Source organism: Legionella drancourtii LLAP12, from assembly GCF_000162755.2.
Lineage (GTDB): Bacteria > Pseudomonadota > Gammaproteobacteria > Legionellales > Legionellaceae > Legionella > Legionella drancourtii.
This window is the reverse complement of the sequence record NZ_JH413808.1, coordinates 186,750-211,022: the sequence shown is the minus strand read 5'-3', so window position 1 is coordinate 211,022 and position 24,273 is coordinate 186,750. Positions and strand designations below refer to the sequence as shown.

The following is a 24,273-nucleotide window of genomic DNA, read 5'->3' as shown; positions in this document are numbered from 1 at the left end:
CGGTACTTCTGGCGGTGGTTCAGCTTTTGCTGTTTGGCTTGCGGTTTTTGCCAAATTGGCTTGTTGCATGCCGATTTGCGCATCTTTATTTTTAGGTTGAATGCGTAAGACTTGAGCAAAATAATTTTTTGCCACGCTGTAGTTACCTTCAGCTAGTTGCACACGTGCCAAACCGTTTAATGCATCCACATCTTGTGGATTTTTGCGTAGCAATGTCGTGTAAATAAGTTGCGCCGCGGGATTTTCATTTTGCCATAAATCAATGCGTGCTTTACCCAGTAAGGCGGGGCGTAAATCAGGCTTAGTTGCTAAGAGTCCTTCATAAATACTTTTTGCGGTTAGATACAGATGTGACCATTCATAGGTGACGGCTAATTCCAATGCAGGGGTGGGATTATCGACTGCAGCAACGGCTTTGGCTTTTTTTAGCCACGCAATCGCTTGTGGGTATTTTTTTTGTGTCCGTTCATATAAACCATGCAACAATAAGACCTGTACGCTATTGTCTTTTTCTCGATCGCAATTGAGAAGAATTTGTTGTACTAATAATAACGGCGGTGTGGGTTGATTAACTAATTTTAATCCTTGAGCCGTATCACAGGTAAAAATGGGGGCAATCGTTGAATCCAATTGTATTGCTTGACCGGCGAGCTGTTTCACTTGCTTGATACCGATTTGCGCATCGTTATTATTCGGTTGTAGGGTCAGGACGTGCTGAAAATAGGTGGCTGCCTCATCAAATTCTTTATAGGCCATCATCACGCGCCCCATGCCATTTAATGCCTCGGTATCCTCATTATTTACGCTTAATAATTTTTTATAAAGAGCCTGGGCTTTGTCTAAATCATGCATTGTGGTTGCCGTGCGAGCCAAACCAAGTAGTGCCGGACGTAAATCGGGTGTTTGGGTTAATATTTGTTCGTAAATTGTTTGGGCATTCTTGGGCTGATTTGCCCATTCATAAGTTACCGCTAATTCCAACGCTGGAATATTGGTAGTACTGGGGGCTACCTCCTTTGCTTTTTCTAACCAGGAAATGGCCTGGCTGTATTGATTGTTTTTCATTCCTTCTGTTCTGGCCAATAAACCATGAAGAAGTAATACTTGCATATCATTTGGCATACTTTTGTCACAAGCATCCAATATGCTCTGGATTTGTGTTAATGGTGGATTAGCTTGGTTTAATAAGGTCAGTCCTTTATTGGTATTACAGATTGTTGACCCATTGTATGCGTTCAATAAGGAATAATGTCCCCATAAAAACAATACGATACTGTATGTACACCATTTTATGCTCATGTGAATCCATAATCTTGGTGCAGAAAATAAAGCACGATTAATATTGCCAGGATAATGATTTCATAAAAAATAAATGAAATTCTTCTTTTTTATCTGCTGCTAATATTTTGTTAAAGTTATAAGGGGAGCTATGTATTTTTCTTATTTGAGTCGCTTTCCCGGTTTTTATGGTTTTATTCCACTTCATTTCGCGGTTAAAGAATTGTGAAATATAAGCAGCAAAGGTGATCACACATAATAAAGGACCATAACCCACAATAAGAAGCAAGCTGTTGGTAATTTTTTGCGGGACGTTAGCTCGGTCTAAACGATAAACTATCCAAGCAAAAAACATACACAGAGATATCCAGCTATTGGCCCAAATCAGGAAATAACGGTCATAAAATTGTGCCCAGGTCGTGGGAAAATATTGGTGAATGAGTAGCCCTGCATGATAGGGAAAAACCGCCGCCATCATATTAAGTAAAGATAATAATCCTGGGAGCATCATTCCGGCAAACCACACTCTTTTGGCGGTGCCGGGGTCAATGCTAAAGCTATAAAACGTTGTAAATAAGTAAGACAAAAAGCTAAGTAAAGAAAATATCTGAAAGAGTTGCCAAGATACGCTAGCATTTAAAAAATAAAGGACATTAAGCGCTATCGAAGCGATAATCATCGCCAGTGGGGTCAATAATGTACAGAACCAAATCAAGCCAAAAAAAATACCCCCAAGGCCGCCAGGGGTGTTTCTATGGAACCATATTTTTTTAAAATGGCGTGTAATTTGTACATTGCCTTCAGCCCAACGAAAACGTTGTTTCCATAAATCACTAATATAAGTGGGTTCTTCGGCGATGGCGATGGCATTCCCATCAAAAATGACTTTATTATTGTGCAGTTGCGTACTAAAGGTCGTATAGGTATCTTCCGCTAGTGTAGAGGTATCGATACGGCCTCCTATTTGTTCAATACTGGCTCTGGTATGTAATTGCGCACCACCCGCTAAACACGCCATCACACCAAGGACATTTTGCGCGCGTCGGGTTGCTGCTTGGGCGACAATGTATTCGAAACCGATAAAATGGGTTAGTAAGTTACCGGGTACTTGTCCTTCTTTAATATAGGCGGTGACGGCACTGACTTCCTGATCGGCTAAATGACGTGTCATTCTGATTAAGGTATTGGTCTCCAGCATCACATCGGCATCAATAATCATAATGGCTTCCGCCCAGGTGTCTTGAAGAATGATATTTAAACCATGATTAATTACGGCTGCTTTACCAAAATCAATCTTTGCATGGCGTCTGATATTAAAGACACGGTTGGGGTATTGTAGGGCTTTAGCGGCAATAATTTCTGGGGTCCTATCGGTACTTACATCATCGACCGCGTAGATTCGTAAACTATCGGCAGGATAGTGTAAGCGCATCAAGCTATCGATACTAAGACTGATGACATCCTCCTCATTCCAAACCGGAATAATAATGACTACTCTTGGCGTGTAATTTTTACATTTTGCATAATGATTTTTTAATCCGTGAAGTCCAACTAAGCTCAATTGTGCAAAGAGGACAAATAGGGGGATAAGGCCTAAGAGGACGAGCATCGATAAAAAATTAATCAGCAATCCTTGCATACACAACCAGATCCATTTTTTTTATGATTGGGGTCAATGTTCTTTTTCCTGAAGCGGATAAAAATCCCTGACTTGGAGCATAATATTAACGAAATATATTGCTGTTTTCAATTGGCGATGGTGTGAGAATTATTTGGCCTGTTGCTTATTTCGTGCTGAATCTTCGCCTACATGAAGCGCAAAGGCGAAGGTATTATTTTTGCGCCGCAATGATTAGAAACAGGTCCCTGCATTCGCTTCCATCTGTAAACTTTGACAGGCTTTATCTAAGACAGATAATTTAGTGCGTGTTGCGGTCTGGAAGAAGCCAAAATTTTCGTAAATTAATTTGGGGATACTATTATGATGGCGATCAATAAATGCTCTATTTTCAACACAATTTAATTGAGTGTGGATTTTTCCGACAAACTCATCCCTTTCTTTATTGCGATCATCGGGGTGTTGCGCTAAAAATTGAATGGTTTCCGCATATAGAGAATAAGTTAGTTTGTAGATATTTTGGGTTTTGTTTAAACGATCTGCTCCTGGGTCTTTTTCGTTGAGCATGGCAATCGTTTTTATTTGTAAGTCTCGGAGTGCATTTTGAATTTTTTGATAAGTGGCGGCATTAGGATCTTGGCGGCGCTCTTGTTGAATTTTTGCAACGGCGATGAATAACTGGGAACTAAATTCATCAAGTGCAGATGCCATTTCGGCAATTGTTGCTGACGTTTGATTAGGAGTCGTTGTGGCTGGACTTTCTTGGGGACGCTGCGGTTCTACCTTAGGGGCTGTTGGTTGGGGTGATGGTGGGGTTATTCTTATCCCGTATAGTTGTTGGAAAAATTCTGCGGCGGAAAGTGCTTCTCGCACCGAAATATCTACGGTTTTTGGGTGCTTATTTTTATAGTTTTTCACTTTTTCGGCCGCAGGTAATACGCGAAACTCGATTTGTTCTAATACGTTTTTAACCGCATCTTGAAATTGTATTTTATCTGCTAGGCGTAAAGTATTTTTATTGGCAACAGATATTTCCACCATTTTTTGCTTCATCGTATGCAAGTCGTTTTGCACCACGGTAAACAAGGTGTTAAATGCGGCAAAAATCTTATTAAAATTATCCTGGTTATCAAAAAAATCCAAACCTAACTGTTGCATTTTGCTTGCTAATTCCGCACAAAGGGCTTGTAGGGAAATAACGCCATGGATTAAGTGCGTAAAATTAGCCATCACTTCACAGGCATCAAGCAGTTCTTTATCATCTTCAATTACCACAAATTCAGGTTCTTTCTCCGAACCAGTAAGTTTACTATTAATGAAGTTAGGTGATTGTTTGAATACTTTATGGATTAATTCCAGCCCTTGATGTAGTTTGTTTCTATCTGGTTTGGAGAGCATTGGTTGTTGCTTGTCTTTTTTAGCCAGTTCCTGTTGGGCGAGCGCTGGTCTGGCCCAATTAATAAAGGTGAAGAGGTCTTCGGGATGGATGATTTTTTTCTCATGTATAATAATACCCGGGGTTTGTGAAAGGAGGTAGTATTGGGCAATGTCCATAATCCAATTATGAAAAATAGAGTTGGGAAGATCAATTTCTTTCTGGGTTAAAATAGGTAATCCCCAGAAGGCATGATTAATATAGGGTTTACGTATAATATCTTGTGCTAATTCTTTTTGCGCTACGGTATCGGCGATGGCTTGATATTTTCCTGGGATAACCATTTTTACTAATAAGCGGATTAATTGATTACTCTCATCAAGACAGGCATTGCGCGTCTCATCCACTAATTTACTCAACGACATCGATTCTTTATGTTTATCCAGGTTTTGCACGGCATCCATTAATGAGGTGTACACTGGCCGTAGATGTGAGAAATGGGGGCTGTTTTCGCTATGCTCTTGCGAAGCATAATCCGTAATAAAGGCAATTAGAGCATTAAGGTAGGTGATGTCATAATCATATCCTGCAAAACTTAAACACCTATTTTGTAGAATATTGAGCAAATAGGATAAAACGCCTTTGGTTACATCATCGTTTTTGCCTAGATGGAAATAATATTCTTTCAGTTTTAATAGTGCATCCAGGACCGATTGCCGATAACGCGTTAATTCCACCGGTACTTCTGGAAGCACTCTGCCAATATCGGCTACTTCGTCATCATTATAATGCAGGGAATCTATTTTTTCAGACGTGGTTTTGGCATCAGCAGTTGGCTCTGTCTTAAATTGAAAAATGGGTGGTAAACTTGGGATTGTCGTGCCGCCGGGGATCGTTAGCTTTTGCAGGTGGTCTGCATAGAGTTTGTTGATTGCGAGTATTTTCTCACGGTGCTTTTTTGCTTCGTAAGCCGTCCATTCTTTATAGGAAATTACTGCTAATGTTCCTGCGCCAACGACACCGATGGCAACTAAGGTGGCAATTGCTTCTGCTAATTGTGGTCCTGGTTGTGTGGCAAGAGTTGAAGCACCAATACTACTTAATCCATTTAAAACACTGGCTACACCCGTCATCGCGATATTCTCCCTATAAGGGTAAACGGTGGTTAATTGTTACCCAAGGAATTAAGATAGCGCTCTTTAAAGCTTGATGCAAGACCGGCGTGTTTATAAAAGATAAAGTGATTAATGGATGTAATTAATTCGCTACCATCAACCTATATTTGCAGGATCAATGCAGCTTCCCGTAATTATCAGTGTCTTGAGCCGTGATTTGTCACCTCGTTTCAATACGACTTGTCGCGTTGGCACGGCAAAAATTTGGGCGATGAATTTAAGTAAGGCCTCGTTGGCACGGCCCTCAATTGGTGGTGCATGCAAACGAATTTTAAGTGCCTCACCATGAAATCCCGCAATTTCAGTATGTTTTGCTCCAGGCTGAATGTATAAATTAATTATTATCTGTTCTGCATCACGTTTATACCACACAAAAAATTACCTTCTTTAGAGTTTTTTTACCTGTCTTTGGGTACTGCCATTTTGCGTTTTATTGGCAATCTTGTTGATTTATTTTAGCAAAGATATGGACGGCAATGAATATGGCGGTTGCGGTCATAAGTGCTCTTCATCGTCAGTTAAATTAAATGCCTCTTGTAAATTTTCTAATTGCTCTTCGACGACATTTAATTTTTCAAAACTGGCGATATGAAACAAGGCTTGCCCTGCATGGACCAGTGGCAACATACTTTCACCAATAATGATTCCTGACAGAGGGGATTTTAATTTGTATTCTTCCGTGCTGGAGGGATTGGCAATAATGGCAATGATTTGTCCTTTCGTAATGCGCGTTCCGGATTTTTTAATGTGTCTTAAAATTCCACTGAGCGGAGCGCGTAACCAATAGCTGTCTCTTGAAATAGTGGGGGTGCATTTTTTTAAACCATATTTACCCGGTTTAAGCATTTTTAGTGCCGCCATAACACTCAAAATACCATTAATCCCGGTTCTAATTGATAATTCATCAAAACGTAATGCTTCCCCTCCCTCATACAATAAAAAGGGGATCCCCTGTTCATTGGCATATTCTCTCATCGAGCCATCTCTAAACGTCGAATGTAGGATCACCGGCACATTAAAAGCCAGGGCTAAATCTTCGATGCCTGGCATATCTAAATTGGCGCGAATTTGTGGCAAATTAAAGCGATGATGGGAACCGGTATGTAAATCAATTGCGTGCGTTGATTGAGACAAAATTTGGTTGCTGATAATTCCGGCAAGAATTGATGCGAGAGAACCTTTAGCGCTTCCCGGGAACGAGCGATTTAAGTCTCTTCTATCCATTAGGTAACGTTCTTGATATAAAAAGCCATAGACGTTAACAATAGGGATGGCAATGACGCTCCCATTGATATGGTTTAAGCCCTTGGTTTTCAAAAAGCGGCGGATGATTTCAACACCATTGATCTCATCGCCATGAATCGCGGCGGTAATACATAAAGACGGCCCATCTTCAATGCCATTAATTACATGGATTGGCAGCGTCATTGGCGTCCAGTCATATAATTTAGGCATGGGTAAAAACACCGTTTTACGTTCGCCTGGTTTTATTCGCTCACCGCCAATTACGATGTGTCCTTTACTCATGGCTATTATCCTTAATCATGATTACGTAGCGCTCCGAGGGCTTATGTAAAGAACCATGGTGACAATTTTTTATTAAGATAGCGTCCACTTAATTTTAGTAACGTAAGCATAATCTCTTTCATCTTAATTTATTTCATATTGTTTTAAATATAGACTACCGGCTTGAATTGAGTGATTTTATCTAGCGGGTGCTTAGCGGCTCCACTCTGGCTAATTAATTTGGGCAAAGGACATCGTAAAAAATAGTAATTGGTGCTCACATAGGTTCTGATCTGTTTTTTTCAGGCTTTTAGCGCTTAGTAAATTAAAACAAAGCAGCGCAATAGCACTGATAACAAATAAGACAACAACCAGGCTGATATCTAGACCAAGATTATCAAGGATGATTGATCTATAAGGCATGCTCTAATACAATGAATTTTAATAATTTTTTAGGGAACAAAGTGTTAAGGAAAACAATCATCGCTACCGTTCTTCCGTTATTAGCAACCCCTTGTTTTTCTGGTTTGTATGTGGGGAGCGCTGTTGGGCCTGAGGGGGCAAGTTTTACCCAAAGCGCTCATGTCATGCGTCCAGGCTCGTTTAATGTTGTGGATAGAGCGCATTTTGCAGGGCTAGGTGTCTTTGGTTCTCTTTTTGCAGGTTATAGTAGGGTTTATAACCGCTATTATTTGGCCGCTGAAGTGAATGCAAATATTAGTTCACTGACCTATAAACTGATTAATGATGAATACGTACACCAAACCTTTGCTAAAACTACATTTACGCTTAAAAACAGTGAAGGCGTTAGTTTATTACCTGGATTTTTTCTTTCCGATAATACCTTGTTTTATGGCCGCGTGGGCTATATTAATGGGCGTTTAAAAATCAGTGAATCAGATCCTACGATACGGAGCATGACTAAAAATCGCAATGGTATCCGCTATGGCGCTGGTGTGCGCCATGACCTTACGGAGCAATGGACGGTAATGATGGATTATAGTCAGATTAATTACGACCGTGTTAAAAACCGGGTTTTTGAGCCTTTTGGTGGTGTCACGAAAAATACTAAAATTCGTGCAAATACCGCCCAAGTAGCCTTTGGTATCCTTTATAATTTTGATGTGCCTAAAAAAGCATACGTCAAATAAGGAATGGATTAAATCGATTAAAAGCCCAGGTAGTGCCGCTCCGCGTATCCTGGGAACTCTTATATTTTGACGTGACTATATCATCGCAGTTTATTTAAATTTTCCATAAATGACTCTATTTTTTCTGCTGCGTCAGTTTTAGGAGTTTTAAAAAAAATCCCTTGATATCCGCGCTTTGTACCGATGGCAACCATAATTGCTGGAACAATCGATAATATCGCTAAAACTTCTAAAAATGTTCTTAACGTAGAATTGATTTGATGCCATCCACGGTGCTTTGCGAACTCGGGTTTGGCTGCATTGATTGCTGTTTCACATTGGTGTTTAAATTCTTCAAGCGTGAGTTCGTCATCATCCAAGAATTGCTTTGCAGCAGCAGTCAATTGCTTATCTAATTTTAGCGCTGCTTTACCTGCCTTTTGATAATCATAGAAAGGTTTATTCTTTTTATTTCCTTTTTTGATAAGCTCATCGGTTTTTATTTTAATATTTTCTAATAATTTAATAATTATTTCTTTATGGTCACCGATTAATAATCTATTTCGCGCCGCAAGAATATTTTGTAACTGAGGTTGCTTAATAACGAGTAACTTACCGCGAAAGCCGCTTTGTGGTGCAGGAACAAGAGATTTTTTAATAGAAGTACCAGTAGGGATACCCGAGGGAAAAGAGATGCCAGTTTGAGCTGAAATGAGGTCGTATTTCTTTTCATTATCTTTATGTTTAATATTCACATAATATTCTGGATTTCGCTGTTCAAGGAGACTCATCGACGAATTATAAAAATCAAGCATTGTTGTTTTTCTATGTTCATCCCAATGAGTCATATCTAACTGACCAGTAGTCTCATCAAATCCATGAAGAATCGCAGCATGTTCATTATCACGTTCATAATGAGTTGTTGGAAGTCCAGTGCGGCGATCAACAGCAAAACATGCAATAACTAAATTTCCATTTTTAATGTTATTTGTAATCGTATTTTTAAATGAGTCAAAATCATCGTGTACAGCGACTAATTCCGTTTCATAGCCAAGATCCGCAAAAATTTCAGAAAACTGACGAATTTCTAGCAATTCACCTTGAACGGAGCCTTTGGTTTTAGCTAACTGCCTTATCGAAAGTGGCGCAATACTTTTTTTATGTAATGGCATGGGCTTAAAACCCTGGCGTTTAGAAAAATAGTTATCAGTAGTAGCAATAGCCGTAGTTTTACAGTTATGACCAGTTTGGTGGACTGGAGCTAATTTAATAAATTTTTTCATTATCTGATTATTCTCAATAATTGCCATCAATGAATTATACTGGTCCATTGTTATGGAATTATTAACGATATGTGCTTTTATTGTTCGTGATGATTTTGAGTTAGCATTCAGATCTTAGAGTGGCATTTAGGGTGATGGTTTATCGTGGGCGAATAGGTTTATGGGGGACGTGGGAAATTTTTACTTGGATTATATTGCATTTTAGAACCAATTGAGAGTACAAAACTATTCGAAATAACTTTGTTTTCTTTCATAAATGCTTCAGCTTTCTCCTCGTGCCTACTCTCTCTTGGCACGAGGAGAAACATGTCTATTTTTTGTGGCATCAAATGTTTTCGTTCTTGTATTGAACTGACAATGTTCGGCTCAATAATTGAGCATGTTGCGTTTTATTCGGTTTTATGTATAATTTTAGCCACTTTCTTTTACAGTAAAATAAAGGATAATGATGGCTTCAGTAGTAACAATAGGTTATCTAACCGGTTCAGCAAAAGTAACTAAAAATAATGTCATGAATGATGAGGTTATTTGGCGTAAGCATCGTAGCATCGGACAAATGTTCTTTCAGCCTTATGAATCCAAAGAAGAATTTATTTTTTGTGCACGTCACACATTTCTACCAATTGTGCAGATTGGATTGGCGATATTAGACCCCACGGTAATAGTAGTAGTGCCTGTTCTTATTGGCAGTTTATCAACTGTATGTGCTGCTTTAGGTGGAATTAGTAAGTTATGTGGGAATGAACGTGGAGCATCGTTTTTTTTAGGTGGCGCGGAATATCTTATTAAAGGCTTCTGCCAGGCGCTTATCGATCTGGTCGTTTTGCCATTATCGGCGCTTGCTCTGTTAACTCGAGGGATTTCAACTGGATTACAAGCCGCAGGAATCACTGAGGAAGTACTACCTAACGGTGGTCTTAATAGCATATAGGGACGCACTGCCATTAAATTAAGGAAATATTGTTTAAAAAACATGTTTTTTGATTCTTTTTTGGAAGTTAAGAGATTGTAGAGCTGATGTCGTTTTTTGGGGTGGCACCTTACGCCCCATCCGATCCAAATCCGCAATGGATCCGGGACGGGCTCTATTTTAAATAATACAAATTGGTAGATATTTGACGGGAAACTTCCTTGTGGTATCGTCACCTATTTTAGGCCACAGAGTATAATAATAAGTCAGTGAAGGATAAAATGAAGAGACTCGCACAAGGACGATCTTAGAACTTTTTTCATACCCCCATCAAGTGAAATAATTAAATATTTTGGTTGGAGGAATAAAACTCAAAATATGGTTTTTTACTAAAATCATGAGAGAGCACCTAAAGTGACTAAAGTAGCTAATAATTCTTTTAGATCCCTATTTTATGAGTTGTTCTGAATAGACTTTATGAATACGCTTGATTATGAAGGACTTACTAAAACAAATTTATTGTGGCTATCCATGTGTATACCTATTTAGAAAGGGAGATAATTCCGGCAGCAAACTTTTTATACCATTGTTAATGTTTAATTAATGTTCACCCACTAAACTTATCCATAGTTTATTTTTATGTAGGAAAACACTGATGACAATTCAACAAAAACGAGTAGTTGCGTTATTAGATGTCGACAACACTTTGATATTTGGTGCACCGCCAGATATTGAATATAATGATAAATTAATTGACACGTTACTTGAAAATAATGTTAAAGATGTTTACTTATTCAGTTCGATGAGTTTAAAACAGCGCACACTTGAAGAAAGAATAGTATTAATTGAATATTTACAATCAAAGGGTTTGACGGTTCATGGGGTTATCTGTGCCTCTGATTTAGTATGGAATAAAGACAAGGCATTACTCCAAGCTTTTTATCAAGCGATGTGTAAAACTAAGAGCGATGAAGAGATTCTTGAGCTCCTTAGCCAAGAGCAATTTAAACCTTTGACTCATTTCGATGACGCTACCTCAGGCCAAGCGTTTGCCTCAGTAAGGGCTGGAGTTGATGGTTGGTCAAGGGAAGATGCTGAGCTATATCAGGCTACAGCTTCCGCTATCAGGCGCTATTTAGATCACAATAACACGTCCGAGCATAAAGCACATGTTGCAGAAACTGAAAAATCTTATTTCTACCAGATGTTTGCAAGAAATAAACCTGAATGGTCTGGGGCTGTTATTTTTGTAGATGATGCAGATACAAATATTAATGCAGTTAAAGGCATGCATAATCAATTAACTCCAGAATATAAATTGCTAACACTTCACAATCGTAATGAAAGACGAGAAGTAAAAAATCCAAAGAATTTTTATCAAGCGATTATTCAGCCATTTGTAGAAATAACTTTTGCATTATTTAATGCATTTAATAGTTATAAAATTGAACGTAAATTAACCTATAGCACAGCAAAGAAAGAGATTCTCGAGCGCCTAGAATTGTCTTTGGAAAATTGCAAAACCAGTGATGAGGTGCGTCAAGTAAAAGATGATTTTGATAAGGAATATCAACAGCTAAATCATCATCGTTTTAGTTTCTGGAGTGATGCCAAAACGCGATCAGCCACTGTGTTTGATGATATGGTTGAAAAGCGTGAAGAGCAACTTAAGTTAAAATGATTAACTCTCACACCGGAGTTCACTAAGAGTGTCAAGCGATGGATAGATATTTTTCACGCTTGATCTCCTCGTTACTCTAGATGCTGCCTTTTAAGTTTTAAGACGATGATACATTAGTGAATGGGCCTTGTTTTAAATAATACAAATTGGTGGATTTGAATTTTACTAGAAGTCATATGGAATGTGGCTCCCCGGACAAGACTCGAGCTCGTGACCTAATGATTAACAGTTATAAAATAAGCGTTTCTATCCATTTCTATATTTTACTTAAAACCCTTATATATCCTATACATAACAAGGGTTTGTATTTATAATCACTTCTTAAATTTTCTTAGGAATTCTAAATAATTTTTCTACATTGCTTCTACATGTAGAAAAGCGAGGTGAGCATGAAAGTCAAAATAAATAAGACCTTTGTAGATAAAGCAGAAGTACCTGTTGGAAAGGATCAGGTGTTCTATCGTGATTCTGAACTTAAAGGCTTTGCGTTGCGTGTTACCGCCGCAGGAACTAAAAGCTTTGTGGTGGAGAAAAATATCGGTAATAAGATTCGCCGTATTACTCTTGGTAAATACGGGGCGCTTACTGCGGAGAAAGCACGTAAAGAAGCACAAAAAGTTATTGGCCAAATTGCAACAGGGATTGATCCTATTGCGGAAAAGCAAGGCATGAAAATCAATAACATGACCTTGAATGACGTTTTTAATGATTATAAGAGGGCCAGAAAATCTTTAAAACATAATACGCTTTATAATTACGAGCGAGTGCTCAATGTCGCTTTTGCTGGGTGGAGCAATAAGTCGTTTTTATCGATCACAAAGGATAAAGTAGCAAAACATCATGAGAAATTAGGTAAAGAAAGCGGAGAAGCCTACGCCAATTTGGCTATGAGGTTGTTAAGAGCTTTATTTAACTTTGCTGCAGGCCAATACGAAGACGCTCAAGGCAGATCGCTTGTCATAGAAAATCCAGTCAAACGCTTATCACAAACCAGAGCGTGGTATCGAGTTGAACGCCGGCAGACATTTATCAAAGCGCATGAATTAGCCCCATGGTATGCAGGTGTACAGCAATTAGAAAATGAGACATTAAGAGATTATCTCTTGTTAATCATTCTGACAGGGCTACGTCGTCAGGAAGCAGCTACTTTACGTTGGGATCAAGTGGATTTAAAAGCTAAAACATTAACTGTGCTTGATACCAAAAATCACGAATCACATACACTACCTCTTTCTAATTACCTCTATGAGTTGTTATCATCACGCAGCCAAAAAAGAAGTAATGAGTATGTTTTTCCTGGCACGGGGGCTGCTGGTCATATTATAGAGCCACGCAAGCAAATGGCCAATGTAACCAAATTTTCAGGCATCCATTTTACGGTACATGACTTAAGACGAACGTTTATCACTATTGCTGAAGGATTAGATATTTCAGCTTATGCGTTGAAACGTTTAATGAACCATAAAATGAGTGGCGATATCACTGCTGGTTATATTGTTACCGATGTAGAACGGCTAAGAAAACCCATGCAGCAAATCACTGATTATTTTCTAAAATGTATGGGAGTTCAGTCCTCGGCAATAGTATTAGAGATCCAACCACAACAACAAGGAGTAGTACATGAACAATGAAATTAAAGCTCAAGATAATTCATTACATCTGAATATAGAGTACATGGATTTTTTTAGCACCATAAAAACTCGATTAAAAACAGCGCAAATACGCGCGGCACTGGCAGCCAACAGTGAGCTAATTCAGTTTTATTGGGAGCTGGGCACAGAGCTAATTGAGAAACAGAAGAGTCATCAATGGGGTTCTGGCTTTTTAGAGCAATTCTCTCACGACATGCGGCAAGCGTTCCCTGAAATGCAGGGTTTTTCTGTTAGTAATCTTCAGAGGATGAAGAAATTTGCAACATTGTATCCTAACCTTTCAATTACGGCACAAGCTGTGCCGCAATTACCGTGGGGGCATATTGTTCGTTTAATGCAGATGATCAAAGACGATATAGAGCGAGAATGGTATGCCCAACAGACTATTAAAAATGGGTGGTCACGCTCTGTATTAGAAATGCAGGTTGAAGGCGGCCTATATGAGCGCCAGGCTGAACCGGGCAAGAAAATCAATAACTTCCATAAACAGTTACCAGCCTTACAATCCGATTTAGCCAATGAAATGCTGAAAGATCCGTACAACTTCGATTTTTTAACCATCCAGGGCAAAGCGCATGAACGTGCAATTGAAGGCGCATTGGTTACACATATCCGTGACTTTTTAATTGAGCTTGGGCAAGGCTTCGCGTTTGTTGGTTCACAAGTACCGTTAACGTTCGATGACCAAGAATTCTTCGTTGACTTACTCTTTTATCACCTGCATTTACGTGCATTCGTGGTTATTGAGCTGAAGGCAGGTAAATTCAAACCAGAACATACTGGACAGCTCGGTTTTTACATGGCTGCAGTTGATGATCTAATGCGCAAAGATGGAGATAAGCAAACTATTGGGATACTTTTATGCAAATCTAAACACAAGGTTGTTGCTGAGTATGCATTGCGTAACATGAGCGCGCCTATTGGGATTTCAGAATATACCCTCGCAAAAGCTTTGCCTAAAGAACTTAAAGCCAGTTTGCCTACAGTAGCGGAGATTGAAGCGGAATTGAATGAACCTTCAGAGAAAGCAAAATGAGCGAAACTAGTGAGCAAGTTAAAAAGAATATGGATTATGCTGCCAAAATTATTAAATCCCAGATTCAAAATGCACGTGATTATATAAATAAAGAGTTAGAGTTTGGCTTCATACAAGAAAGACAAGGAAAGAGCCATCTGCCAATACCTAATGAAGAAGCATTAAAAACAATGGAACAGCACCCCTTTGTTCATTGGTTACATAAGCAAGATTATTTTTTGCAAGCAACGGCTAAAATAGCAAAAGCAAGGCTGCGCGTTATTAAAAGAACAGATGTGGAAATAATTTTGTCATACATGGAAAAGCTAGCGTTAGTGAGGCTTTGTGCTTTACAAATTCATCTTTTTGCAGAGCATAAGCGTATGCTAACTCAGATTGTGGTTTCTGAAAAAGAAAGAAAGCCTGTTATGAAAGCGATGGAAAAAATTAATTTTGCATTAAATCATGGCGGGCTATATTTTTCGAATGGGGCAATGCAATTAGTTTTTCATACATTGTTACAACAATTGCTAAAAAATCCAGGTCACAATATATTCAGCTCAAAAAGAAGTCACGAAAATGTGTTGCGTCAAGCATTTATAAAAATTTTTTTACAGGAGTTAATTCGAACTTATGAAGGAATAAAAACCGGATTAGCAGTGAATATTGCTTTAGAAGTTACGGACATTTTCTTTATGGATAACATGGATAAGAGAGATGCTGAAAGAGAAGTTGAAAAAATATTTGATACAATATGTGCTGAAAATAAATTCCTAGAAATGACTGCAAAAGAAATACTATTTGGTTCTACATCTTATCTCTAATTTACGGGGCTAACTCATTAAAAATAGGTGTAGTTAGCCCCGCAGACCCTACTGTGTTCTTAATAATACGATTGGAGCTTTAACCCCTCTAACTTTTTATGGAGAGCTCTATGCCAATCGATAATAATAAAAATGATTCTTTAAATTTAGGTAAAGTTAACTTAAAAAAACGTCGATCAATTCATCAACAGAAGCCAGATAGTGAACTTGTTCAAATTTTCTGGGCTGCTCCTCTAGAAGCTTTTTTTGGACAAGAAACGATAGCTCCAGTCACTAACAAAAGTATTAAAACATTAGAATGTAACCGATGGCGTGGAGTCGGTATTCCTTATCGCAAAGTAGGTGGCCGTGTTTTGTACCGAAAGCGTGATGTGGTTACCTGGTTAGAAAGTCATGTACTTGTTAGTTCTACCAGCGAGTACAATAAGGAGGTTCATCATGACTAATAACTTGCCCTCAACTATAAATGATTCTCTGAAAAATGTTGCATTAGAACATTCTGAAACCGTTAAAACCGATAAAAGCGATTTTTTTGTAGATAACAATAATTTTTTACAGGCTATTTTTGGTGATCTTTCAGCAAATGAAAGTACTCTACTTGTGAGCTTTAAGGGCAATCCAGGCACTGTACTAAGGCCAAAATGGTTTGCTTTCCCCAGGACAAAAAATTCTGCAATGACTTTACCTAATGATGCAAACAATTATTTTAGCTTGGCATGTTTCAAACCTGACGAAGCGGGCAAATATCGTCGTACAAAAGCACAGTTTCATGAATTACGTGCCATTATGCTTGATGACATAGGAACTAAGGTCAATCGAGATAGGTTAACGTTGGCTCCAAGCTGGCTTCTGGAAACCTCTCCTGGCAATTATCAAGCGGGATATATTCTTGAAGAGCCTTTGAGCGATGCAAAAGAAGTTGATCAATTGATGAATGCCATTATTAATGCGGGGTTATGCGATCCTGGTGCAAATGGGGAAACAACACGGCTTGCTCGATTACCAATTGCTGTGAATGGGAAACATAATCCTCCCTTCTTATGTAAAATGGAGGATTGGAAGCCTCAGAATAAATATTCAGTACAACAATTAGTTGATGGTTTGAAGCTTGAAATAATTCATGTTCAACCCACAGAGAGAAAAAAAGCAAGTAGTGCATCAACTAGTAAAATAGATATGGATACTGTTCATGTGCCTTGCCCAGAAAAAAATGCAGTCATCACTGCGCTCATGCAACGCAATTTGTACAAAGAATCTCTTGGGGGCGGAAAACATGACATTACTTGTTTTTGGGTGCAGGAACATACAGATGCAGTTGATAGTGGCACGGCTTATTTTGAGCCTGATAAAAATTGGCCAATTGGTGGGTATAAATGTCTACATGGTCATTGTGCTAAGAGACATATTCGTGATTTATTGCGGGTATTGAATATTAGCACTTCTATCGCTCGTATGAAGCCTGTCATCCGCACTGTTAACGGTGAAATTCACCATGTTGTTGATGCAGCAGAGCATGAATTGGCAGAATCAGGAAAGTATTACCAACGAGGAAATTTGATTGTTGTAGTAGCAACGGAGCCAGAAACGAATAGAGTATACATACAACGTATTTCAAAACCCGCTCTAACCAGGGCTTTGGCCGATGTTGCAACATGGGAGAAGTATAGTTCAACAAACGGGTGGATGCGTGTAGATCCTCCCGAGCGACATGTTTCGGTACTATATGATGTAGCTAATTATGCACATTTGCCAGTACTTGAGGGTTTGGCACATCAACCTTATCTTCGTTCAGATGGTAGTCTTGTGAAGCTTAGTGGTTACGATGTTATGGCGCAGATGTATGGTGTTTTTAACGCTGATAAATTTACGATCCCCGATAATCCATCACGAGCTGATGCAGAAAATGCACTAGTATTGTTACAAGATATATTGGCGGAGTTTCCTTTTGCACAAGAATCAGATCGCTCAGCCGCATTAGCAGCTATTTTAACAGCAACAATTAGGCCTGGCTTGTCTTTTGCACCCATGTTTCATGTGCGAGCACATGCAGTTGGCTCAGGTAAATCATATCTTTGTGCACTGATCACCGCATTTGCAACCTCTCAGCAAGGAACGCCGACCACGTTCCCAGCCGATGATGAAGAATGCCGCAAATTACTCTTAGCAGAGTTTTTATGTTCGCCAGCAGTTATTGAGTTTGACAATATGACCTGTGATATTTTACCACATAAGAGTCTATGCACTGCATTAACTTCAGAGTTTATGAGTGGGCGAATATTGGGTGAATCCAAAACCGCAACGGTAAATACACGAACTCTTATTTTATCGAGCGGTAATAATGTTGCCCCAATCAAGGATATGACCCGACGCTGCATTACCATTAATCTTAATCCTGAAGTAGAAATTCCTGCAGAACGTGACTTCAAGCATCCCAATTTGATTGCAGAAGTACTCCAAGAAAGAGAGCGTTATGTATCTGCCGCATTGACTATTATACGGGCATGGATTGTGGCGGGTAGACCAATGAGTGAGTGTAAATCATTAGTGGGTTTTAAAGATTGGTCTGATTTATGTCGCCAGTCATTGCTATGGCTCGGGCGTGCTGATCCTTCAACATCAATTTTTGAGGCAATGCAAGAAGATCCAGATCGAGAACAATTAGGACGGCTTTTGGTTGCTTGGCATACTGTCTTTGGTGATACGCCTACAATGATACGGGACGTTATAAAAAAAGCAGCATTTCCTGTGAATGAGGAATTTAAAGAAACGCTCATGGATATTGCAGGTGAAAATGGCGATATTAATAGGCGTAGGCTTGGGCGGTGGATCAAACAGCATATTGGACAAATTGTTGATGGGCTTCGCTTTAATCGATGCAGTGGGAATTTCTCAGCAGAAAAATGGCGTGTTGAATCGGTTTTATCGCTTTTATCGGTTTCTGCAAATACCCCTCAGAAAAAAATCGATTCTTCTGAAGAGTATAAGCATATATCTGGAGGTGAGTAATGCATGTACTACATTCAATTGGTAAAATAGATGCTGATGACTCCATACAAGCGAGAGGTTCTGAAATGAAAGCACTGAAATCTAAAAATGGAAGGCCAACGACGTATACGCTCGCGTTGGCCAAAGAAATTTGTGATGCAATTGCTTCCAGCTCCAAGGGGATTAAAGCTTTGTGTCAAGGGCACCCCCACTGGCCTAACAAAGATACTATATTCACTTGGTTAAAAGAAAATCAGGACTTTTCCGACCAATACGCGCGAGCAAAACAAGCGCAAATTGAATGTGTGGTGGATGAATTGCTTGAAATTGCAGACGATAGTTCACAGGATCAAGTATTTGATTCTGAGGGACAAATTCACTTTAACGGTCAGGCAATTCAACGAGCTAAACTACGAATTGATACGCGCAAATGGTTGGCGTGTAAGTTAGTGCCTAAGGTTTATGGTTCCATTAAGCCTGACAATGTGAGGGAGTTGTCGGTAGTGGAAAAATTGATCAATAAATTGGAGTTGTGATGTGTTAATTTATGATCAAAACGTAAGCCATCAAAAATTTGTTAGGGGGATTAAATAAAATTATGTAAATAAATACATGATATTAGCGTCATATGCCTATATTTAATGCGAATTTTTAATTGACTTCATTATTAATTTTTAGTAATTTTCGACGAAGTAGGAAGGATTTCTAAGGAAGACTATCTACTAAATCAGGTTTATTGCAGACTATTCTTAGGCTTCGGTAAATCTTGGCCAACTAACTAGTTTTGTTAGTTGGATTCTACTATGGATCAATAATGGAGTTATGTTATGAAAACAACTACAAAAACTAAAACCTTAACAGTTTCTAAAATTTCTGCTGCAACCAAAATTGCTTTAAAAGCTTCTTTAATTACAGCAGTTCCTTAGTCTTCATTTCTGGCGTAATTTTACTTAATTTGATAAATTTATTTATTATTTTAAGCAATTATTATTGCCAGAAATAATTGTAATGGTGGTTTTTGTATGAAACAGATAAAGTTAAACGAAAATTTGTATTTACAACCTCATGAAAACGGAATAATTATTCATCTACCGGATGATCAATCACTTAAAATTGATGAAAAAGAACTTTTTATCGATTTACTTTATGAAATTAAAAAATCTGGAATGCATGGTAAAGAAGAAATTTACAAACAGCTTTTCTTCAAACATGATATATCTGAGGACGAGTTTGATGAGGTCTTTCAGATTTTAATTGATAATAATATTGTAAAATTTAAAACTGAATTTACCCATACCCTATCAGATAAAGAATTAATAAAGTTTGATAGACAGATCGGGTATGACCTCGAATTAATGTAAAGTTTACTTTAAATAACTAGCAAATTTCCGCCAATCCAATTAATCCTGCTTGATTAATACGATCCCAAAATTGTTCCCAACGACCTTTGGTTGATATCAATGCTCTTAAATGCAGCACCATTGAAATACCCTGATTTTTCCACTTCATTCCAGACTGGCAAAGACGCTGTTTAATGAGAGTCTTACAAGCTGCTTCGGTAACTCCCGAGCCAATGGGCAAATTTTTTATCTGATAGAAGTTGTAATCCATACGTTGTCTTTGGTTTTTAAAATAGGTAATTGCACTTTTTAGTTTGTCCACAAGCTCCTTTTTTTTCCTATTGGGTGGCATGTTGCTCATTTCATTAAGCAATTCAGAGGCTGCATTAAGCTCATGTTTTAATCGATGACATGCTAAATCGAGCCAAATTTTTCTTTGTTTCGTATCTACCGGGTGCATGGCATGAGAGGCTTTTGCAAGATATTCGGTTGCATGAAAAAAATCTAGAACTTGATATTGGGTATGCCGTTCTAAAAAATCCCAATTGACTCTTGCACCATCAGCAATACCGACATAAGTTGCGTTAGGGTATTGCAATTTAATGCGGTAAACCTCTCGCTCAAGACGCTCCAAAAATTTCGTCTTGCCATATTCTGGCGCTGCCCCTAAATAAATAGTATGCAACCGTTCTCCAACCTTATTATATAAGGTAATTGTTCCTGTCATAGCTTCTCGCCAACCTTCATTCACCATGAGGACACAAGTACCATCAAGACTTACGGATACAGTGGTAACAACGTCATTGAGTTTGGGCGTTTCAAACATCCAGTCTGTTTCCGTAGCTCGAGCAATTGAGCCAACCACATCCACAATATTTTGTAAAAAAGAACGGGCTACTGGTCGGCCATGATTGGTTTTAAAATCGTCCAGGACTTCTTGTGCACTTAATTGTGCGTATTTGCTAGAAACTTGTTTAGCAAATCGTGGCGTTGAACTGATGATAATTCGTGCTCGTTCATCCAAAGGACAGTAGGTTTTTCCTCCAGATGAGGTTTGATAAACATAACGCTCCAGGTGAATAGCACCATAAGGTGTTTCATAACATTTTTGGACTTTTCCTTTGCTCGTCACCCGGACATTGCCTATTTGCATAGGAGCCCCAATTGTATCAAACCGCTTTAATGCCTCTGTTGTTGCAAGACTACCCACTTCATTGACAGCGGCTTGAATTGCCTCTTCCATATTCAGCATGGAACCATTAAGTTTGACTCGTACTTGCAACACTATTTCATCATTGTTTACAGCAATCACTTTAGCCATATCAATTACTACAAATCCATTTTAAAATGGTGATGATATAATACCTAACTAGACAGTCAAGATTCAGAGTGTTAGTTATTGGCTATTTCATGCATAAAAGCAGATAAATGAACGCCTGAATTGAACAAGGATAAAAACAAAGTATGAAGCGTTGGGAGCTGACTTCAATGCTGGATATTGGCCAAAAACTGTTTGCCAAGATCCATAAACAAAAACATCATGCCCATCATAACCACGACATTCATTTTTTAGCACGAGAATTGGATGATTGGTTAGTTAATGGTATTCATGCCCTAATCGATGGCAGTTATACACCACGATTCCTTAAGCGTTGTTATTTTCCAGACGAAATGATTGACCAACTCCATCTTTCCGACCGTATTCTGCAACATGTTTTGCTGCACCAATTAAAGCCCACATTTCCTTTTGTCATGAACCCTAATTGTTATCACCTTCTTGGTCCGAGTGGAGTAAAGCATGCAACACAGGAAGTGAGAAAGGTTCTCGAAGAAAAAAAGCCAAAATATCTTATTCGCGCCGATATTAAATCCTATTACAAATCCATATCACATCATCAATTAGTCAAGGATATTCAGGCACATTACCATGATCCTAAACTAAATTTGATGTTGGAACGTATTATAGTCAATCCAATTGAAACGCCAAGAGGTTATAAAAATCCGGATACAGGCATTGCGTTACGGGGACCTTTATCCCAATTTTTTAGTGCCCTTTATTTAAAACCACTCGATGACGCATTCAATGAAATGGGTGTGGCTTATTTTCGGTATCAGGATGATATTCTTATCCTGTGCCAAACCAAGCGCAGCCTCAATCGCTGTAAACAGCGCCTGATGCAGGTGTTGCAAGAAAGGCGTCTAGGCTTGTCCGGTAAAAAAACACGTATTGGCTCAATTGATAAGGGCTTTCATTTTTTAGGCATCCAATATCCACAGACACGACCTTTGGATAACACCACAACGACACAGGCTGCATTGAATGTTTCTAACAAGGTACAAACAGAGCAAAACTCATCCAAATCGGGGGGGTAGAGACAATTTGGCAACCCGAAGAGCAGCCTTTTTTGCAAACACACATTGTTCCTCATGCAAGAACATTGCGCAAAGCGCGCGAGCAAGTTAAATGGATGGTCAAAGATGGGGTTTCTCCCCGGCGAATCATCAGTTACTTGCATCGATGGTGTATGTGGTGGGTGAGAACAGCAGCACACTGGTTATACCAGGACTTGCTTTTATGGTTTTTGGACTCATGCCGGGATGAGCATGTGGCGGCATTCGCCGCCGAGCTTCTTCATCGACATGCGGCCAACTCGGTCAAATCTGAAAAACTTGGTGACGATTATCCAAAGTCATCTGTTCTTCAAGTTCTGATTTGAGATTGATAAAATCGTTCGTTCTTACTTCACATAATGCCGTTAAGGCAACCAAATCGCCACCCGCCTCGACCACTCCATCTGCCCCCCTCGCACCCCGGCGGCCCTTATATATAGCAAAATCAATAGCCAACTTAGAATCAGCGCTAAACCAATTTTCATCCTTTACAGTAGTCCAATTATAGAATTGTTTCGATGATTTTGGTTGTGAGGTAAATTTAGGTACAGGATAAAAAGGTTCATTAGAGCAGTACTCATCAACAGCATGCATAGGCAGTAGTTTTTGCGCACCACCAACACCTTCTTGCCACTGCTTATCAATGGCATCCCAATTCTTATCCCCTGGCGCGTTTATCGAATCCACTTGCGTTTGCAGCTCTTTAATGATGGTATTTGCGAAATTAAAATGCGTTTCAGTGATTGGTTTCTCATGAAGGCTGTAGGAAACGCCCATTTCACAAAGCTTCTTATATTGAGTCGATAATCTCGCTAGAACTTCTTTACCCTTTTCATTTCGCGGTATGCACTCAAGCATTAGCGTCCACATGTGTTTATCCAAGGCCCAAAGTGCATATTCAAAGCCGCTAATTTCGAAAAAGACTCGGTCAGAGCAATCCCTTACCTGCTCTCTTTTAAAGAGCAAATCAATGTCTTGCTCTAGCATGGCTTTAACCTGTTCATGCTCACCGCATACAACATGTCGTAAAAAGGTATGTGTCGCTTTACGGCTATTAAACTCATAGGCAGATAAATCTTTATGCGTTGTTGAGGCTCGATAAAAATTGAATAAACCAGCTTTTGGTAAATGTTTAACGACTTCACTCCACATTTCAGAGGGTAAACCAGCTATGTCTATTGTCACTTCAGATTTGTCTTGCATGGGGGTTCCTGGATAAAAGCTTAGCCAATGAATTTATGTATTATACATGTTCAAAATGGTTATGTAAATAACATAAACAGGTGTGGCGCAATGGCTCGTATCTCGCTCTTAGTGATTTTGACAGAAAACATTAATGCGAGGTCACACCCGACAGATCAAAAGCTTTGCTACCCTTCAAGGCAATAATATTGATGATGCTATCTACTTTCAGGAAAAAATAAAAAACTCCCATGTTGGAATTTTAGGTGTCGGAGGTGTTGGTTCTTATGTAGCATATGGACTAACTTCCATGGGTATTGGAAAACTAACACTTATTGATCATGATCACATTGAATTAAGTAATACTGCCAGACAAATGCTTTATAATGAGGGCGACATTGGCAAGCAAAAGCTTGATGTTGCTGAAAAAAAATTAAAATTAGTTAATCCACACGCTGAGATTACTACAGTTAACCAAAGAGTAATTCGTTCCCAGGATTTAGAACCTCATTTAGACGGTCTTGATATTTTAATTTTGTGTGCAGATACCCCAAGGGGAAAAATTGTGTACGTTGTCGATGATGCTTGTCAAAATAAACAATGCCCGTTTATTTTTGGACTACCTTCTTTTAACCAAATAACCTGTGGTCCACTAATCATACCCAATAAAACAAGAAGTTATAAAGAGATTTTCCCTAATCAGTCAGAAGCACAAGAAGTAAATATTTCTGATTCAGAAAGAGAAAAAATGAACTTAATAAATTCTGGTTTAGTTGCAACGATCATCGATCCATACAATGCTATTGCTGGGAAACTTGTTGCCCTGGAAGTAATAAAATTTTTAACTAATTTCTTACCTTGCCAACTCATTGATCGCGTATTTAATTTTGATACCAATACATTAAATTCCTGTATTACTGAGGTGTAG

The 24,273-nt window shown here is 38.8% G+C and carries 20 protein-coding genes; 12 read left to right on the top strand and 8 right to left on the bottom strand.

Translation table 11 applies throughout. From position 1 onward, the window contains the following. The 5 genes from LDG_RS19555 to LDG_RS05035 all read right to left on the bottom strand — a co-directional run. On the bottom strand, positions 1-1,299 hold a 1,299-nt coding region (locus tag LDG_RS19555), incomplete at its 3' end, for a tetratricopeptide repeat protein (RefSeq protein WP_158307866.1). Between the two features lie 37 nt (positions 1,300-1,336). Then, positions 1,337-2,917: a glycosyltransferase family 2 protein gene (locus LDG_RS05050; protein ID WP_006870097.1), complete on the bottom strand. Its 1,581-nt coding sequence runs from the start codon at positions 2,915-2,917 to the stop codon at positions 1,337-1,339. 213 nt (positions 2,918-3,130) lie between these two features. After that, positions 3,131-5,404, bottom strand: a complete 2,274-nt coding sequence (locus tag LDG_RS05045; RefSeq protein ID WP_006870096.1) for a hypothetical protein — start codon at positions 5,402-5,404, stop codon at positions 3,131-3,133. Between the two features lie 138 nt (positions 5,405-5,542). Then, the gene (locus LDG_RS05040; RefSeq protein WP_006870095.1) at positions 5,543-5,818 is read right to left on the bottom strand and encodes a DUF167 domain-containing protein; all 276 of its coding nucleotides are present in this window, start codon (positions 5,816-5,818) and stop codon (positions 5,543-5,545) included. A gap of 123 nt (positions 5,819-5,941) precedes the next feature. Further along, a complete protein-coding gene (locus tag LDG_RS05035; RefSeq protein WP_006870094.1) occupies positions 5,942-6,973 on the bottom strand; it encodes a succinylglutamate desuccinylase/aspartoacylase family protein in 1,032 nt (343 codons plus the stop codon). A 443-nt stretch (positions 6,974-7,416) separates the two neighbouring features. Between LDG_RS05035 and LDG_RS05025 the strand changes: the two genes are divergently transcribed. Then, on the top strand, positions 7,417-8,103 hold the full coding sequence (locus LDG_RS05025) for an outer membrane protein (RefSeq protein ID WP_040534580.1): 687 nt from the start codon (positions 7,417-7,419) through the stop codon (positions 8,101-8,103). An 80-nt stretch (positions 8,104-8,183) separates the two neighbouring features. Here the strand turns inward: LDG_RS05025 and LDG_RS05020 are convergent, their stop codons facing one another. Further along, on the bottom strand, positions 8,184-9,365 hold the full coding sequence (locus LDG_RS05020; protein ID WP_148263506.1) for a hypothetical protein: 1,182 nt from the start codon (positions 9,363-9,365) through the stop codon (positions 8,184-8,186). Between the two features lie 448 nt (positions 9,366-9,813). Between LDG_RS05020 and LDG_RS05015 the strand changes: the two genes are divergently transcribed. From LDG_RS05015 to LDG_RS04975, 9 genes are all read left to right on the top strand, one after another. Next, positions 9,814-10,296, top strand: a complete 483-nt coding sequence (locus LDG_RS05015; RefSeq protein ID WP_006870090.1) for a hypothetical protein — start codon at positions 9,814-9,816, stop codon at positions 10,294-10,296. 634 nt (positions 10,297-10,930) lie between these two features. Beyond that, positions 10,931-11,956, top strand: a complete 1,026-nt coding sequence (locus tag LDG_RS05010; RefSeq protein WP_006870089.1) for a hypothetical protein — start codon at positions 10,931-10,933, stop codon at positions 11,954-11,956. 389 nt (positions 11,957-12,345) lie between these two features. Further along, positions 12,346-13,587, top strand: coding sequence for a tyrosine-type recombinase/integrase (locus tag LDG_RS05005; RefSeq protein WP_006870088.1), 1,242 nt, complete (start codon positions 12,346-12,348; stop codon positions 13,585-13,587). Next, positions 13,577-14,644, top strand: a complete 1,068-nt coding sequence (locus LDG_RS05000) for a PDDEXK nuclease domain-containing protein (RefSeq protein WP_006870087.1) — start codon at positions 13,577-13,579, stop codon at positions 14,642-14,644. The genes LDG_RS05005 and LDG_RS05000 overlap by 11 nt, the downstream gene beginning before the upstream one ends. Continuing rightward, positions 14,641-15,447, top strand: coding sequence for a hypothetical protein (locus LDG_RS04995; protein WP_006870086.1), 807 nt, complete (start codon positions 14,641-14,643; stop codon positions 15,445-15,447). The genes LDG_RS05000 and LDG_RS04995 overlap by 4 nt, the downstream gene beginning before the upstream one ends. A 110-nt stretch (positions 15,448-15,557) precedes the next feature. Next, a complete protein-coding gene (locus LDG_RS04990) occupies positions 15,558-15,893 on the top strand; it encodes a MerR family transcriptional regulator (RefSeq protein ID WP_006870085.1) in 336 nt (111 codons plus the stop codon). After that, entirely contained in the window at positions 15,886-18,453 is a 2,568-nt protein-coding gene (locus LDG_RS19270) for a DNA-primase RepB domain-containing protein (protein WP_006870084.1), read from the top strand. The genes LDG_RS04990 and LDG_RS19270 overlap by 8 nt, the downstream gene beginning before the upstream one ends. Beyond that, positions 18,453-18,968, top strand: coding sequence for a terminase small subunit-like protein (locus LDG_RS04980; RefSeq protein WP_006870083.1), 516 nt, complete (start codon positions 18,453-18,455; stop codon positions 18,966-18,968). The genes LDG_RS19270 and LDG_RS04980 overlap by 1 nt, the downstream gene beginning before the upstream one ends. Before the next feature lie 486 nt (positions 18,969-19,454). Continuing rightward, on the top strand, positions 19,455-19,793 hold the full coding sequence (locus LDG_RS04975) for a hypothetical protein (RefSeq protein WP_006870082.1): 339 nt from the start codon (positions 19,455-19,457) through the stop codon (positions 19,791-19,793). 16 nt (positions 19,794-19,809) lie between these two features. Here LDG_RS04975 and LDG_RS18400 read toward each other — a convergent pair whose 3' ends face one another. Beyond that, on the bottom strand, positions 19,810-21,093 hold the full coding sequence (locus LDG_RS18400) for an ISKra4-like element ISLdr1 family transposase (protein WP_006870081.1): 1,284 nt from the start codon (positions 21,091-21,093) through the stop codon (positions 19,810-19,812). 143 nt (positions 21,094-21,236) lie between these two features. Here LDG_RS18400 and LDG_RS18870 point away from each other — a divergent pair, with 143 nt between their 5' ends. After that, on the top strand, positions 21,237-22,145 hold the full coding sequence (locus tag LDG_RS18870) for a reverse transcriptase domain-containing protein (protein ID WP_006870080.1): 909 nt from the start codon (positions 21,237-21,239) through the stop codon (positions 22,143-22,145). 282 nt (positions 22,146-22,427) lie between these two features. Here LDG_RS18870 and LDG_RS04955 read toward each other — a convergent pair whose 3' ends face one another. Beyond that, on the bottom strand, positions 22,428-23,366 hold the full coding sequence (locus tag LDG_RS04955) for a hypothetical protein (RefSeq protein WP_006870078.1): 939 nt from the start codon (positions 23,364-23,366) through the stop codon (positions 22,428-22,430). 133 nt (positions 23,367-23,499) lie between these two features. Between LDG_RS04955 and LDG_RS04950 the strand changes: the two genes are divergently transcribed. Then, positions 23,500-24,273, top strand: a complete 774-nt coding sequence (locus LDG_RS04950) for a HesA/MoeB/ThiF family protein (RefSeq protein WP_050805523.1) — start codon at positions 23,500-23,502, stop codon at positions 24,271-24,273.

Coding starts and splice junctions, on each gene's coding strand:
- LDG_RS05015 (WP_006870090.1), top strand. CDS start 9,814: ATGGCTTCAGTAGTAACAATAGGTTATCTAACCGGTTCAGCAAAAGTA.
- LDG_RS05000 (WP_006870087.1), top strand. CDS start 13,577: ATGAACAATGAAATTAAAGCTCAAGATAATTCATTACATCTGAATATA.
- LDG_RS04990 (WP_006870085.1), top strand. CDS start 15,558: ATGCCAATCGATAATAATAAAAATGATTCTTTAAATTTAGGTAAAGTT.
- LDG_RS05005 (WP_006870088.1), top strand. CDS start 12,346: ATGAAAGTCAAAATAAATAAGACCTTTGTAGATAAAGCAGAAGTACCT.
- LDG_RS04975 (WP_006870082.1), top strand. CDS start 19,455: ATGAAACAGATAAAGTTAAACGAAAATTTGTATTTACAACCTCATGAA.
- LDG_RS04955 (WP_006870078.1), bottom strand. CDS start 23,366: ATGCAAGACAAATCTGAAGTGACAATAGACATAGCTGGTTTACCCTCT.
- LDG_RS05045 (WP_006870096.1), bottom strand. CDS start 5,404: ATGACGGGTGTAGCCAGTGTTTTAAATGGATTAAGTAGTATTGGTGCT.
- LDG_RS19270 (WP_006870084.1), top strand. CDS start 15,886: ATGACTAATAACTTGCCCTCAACTATAAATGATTCTCTGAAAAATGTT.
- LDG_RS04950 (WP_050805523.1), top strand. CDS start 23,500: ATGCGAGGTCACACCCGACAGATCAAAAGCTTTGCTACCCTTCAAGGC.
- LDG_RS05035 (WP_006870094.1), bottom strand. CDS start 6,973: ATGAGTAAAGGACACATCGTAATTGGCGGTGAGCGAATAAAACCAGGC.
- LDG_RS05020 (WP_148263506.1), bottom strand. CDS start 9,365: ATGAAAAAATTTATTAAATTAGCTCCAGTCCACCAAACTGGTCATAAC.
- LDG_RS18870 (WP_006870080.1), top strand. CDS start 21,237: ATGAAGCGTTGGGAGCTGACTTCAATGCTGGATATTGGCCAAAAACTG.
- LDG_RS18400 (WP_006870081.1), bottom strand. CDS start 21,093: ATGGCTAAAGTGATTGCTGTAAACAATGATGAAATAGTGTTGCAAGTA.
- LDG_RS04995 (WP_006870086.1), top strand. CDS start 14,641: ATGAGCGAAACTAGTGAGCAAGTTAAAAAGAATATGGATTATGCTGCC.
- LDG_RS04980 (WP_006870083.1), top strand. CDS start 18,453: ATGCATGTACTACATTCAATTGGTAAAATAGATGCTGATGACTCCATA.
- LDG_RS05050 (WP_006870097.1), bottom strand. CDS start 2,917: ATGCAAGGATTGCTGATTAATTTTTTATCGATGCTCGTCCTCTTAGGC.
- LDG_RS05010 (WP_006870089.1), top strand. CDS start 10,931: ATGACAATTCAACAAAAACGAGTAGTTGCGTTATTAGATGTCGACAAC.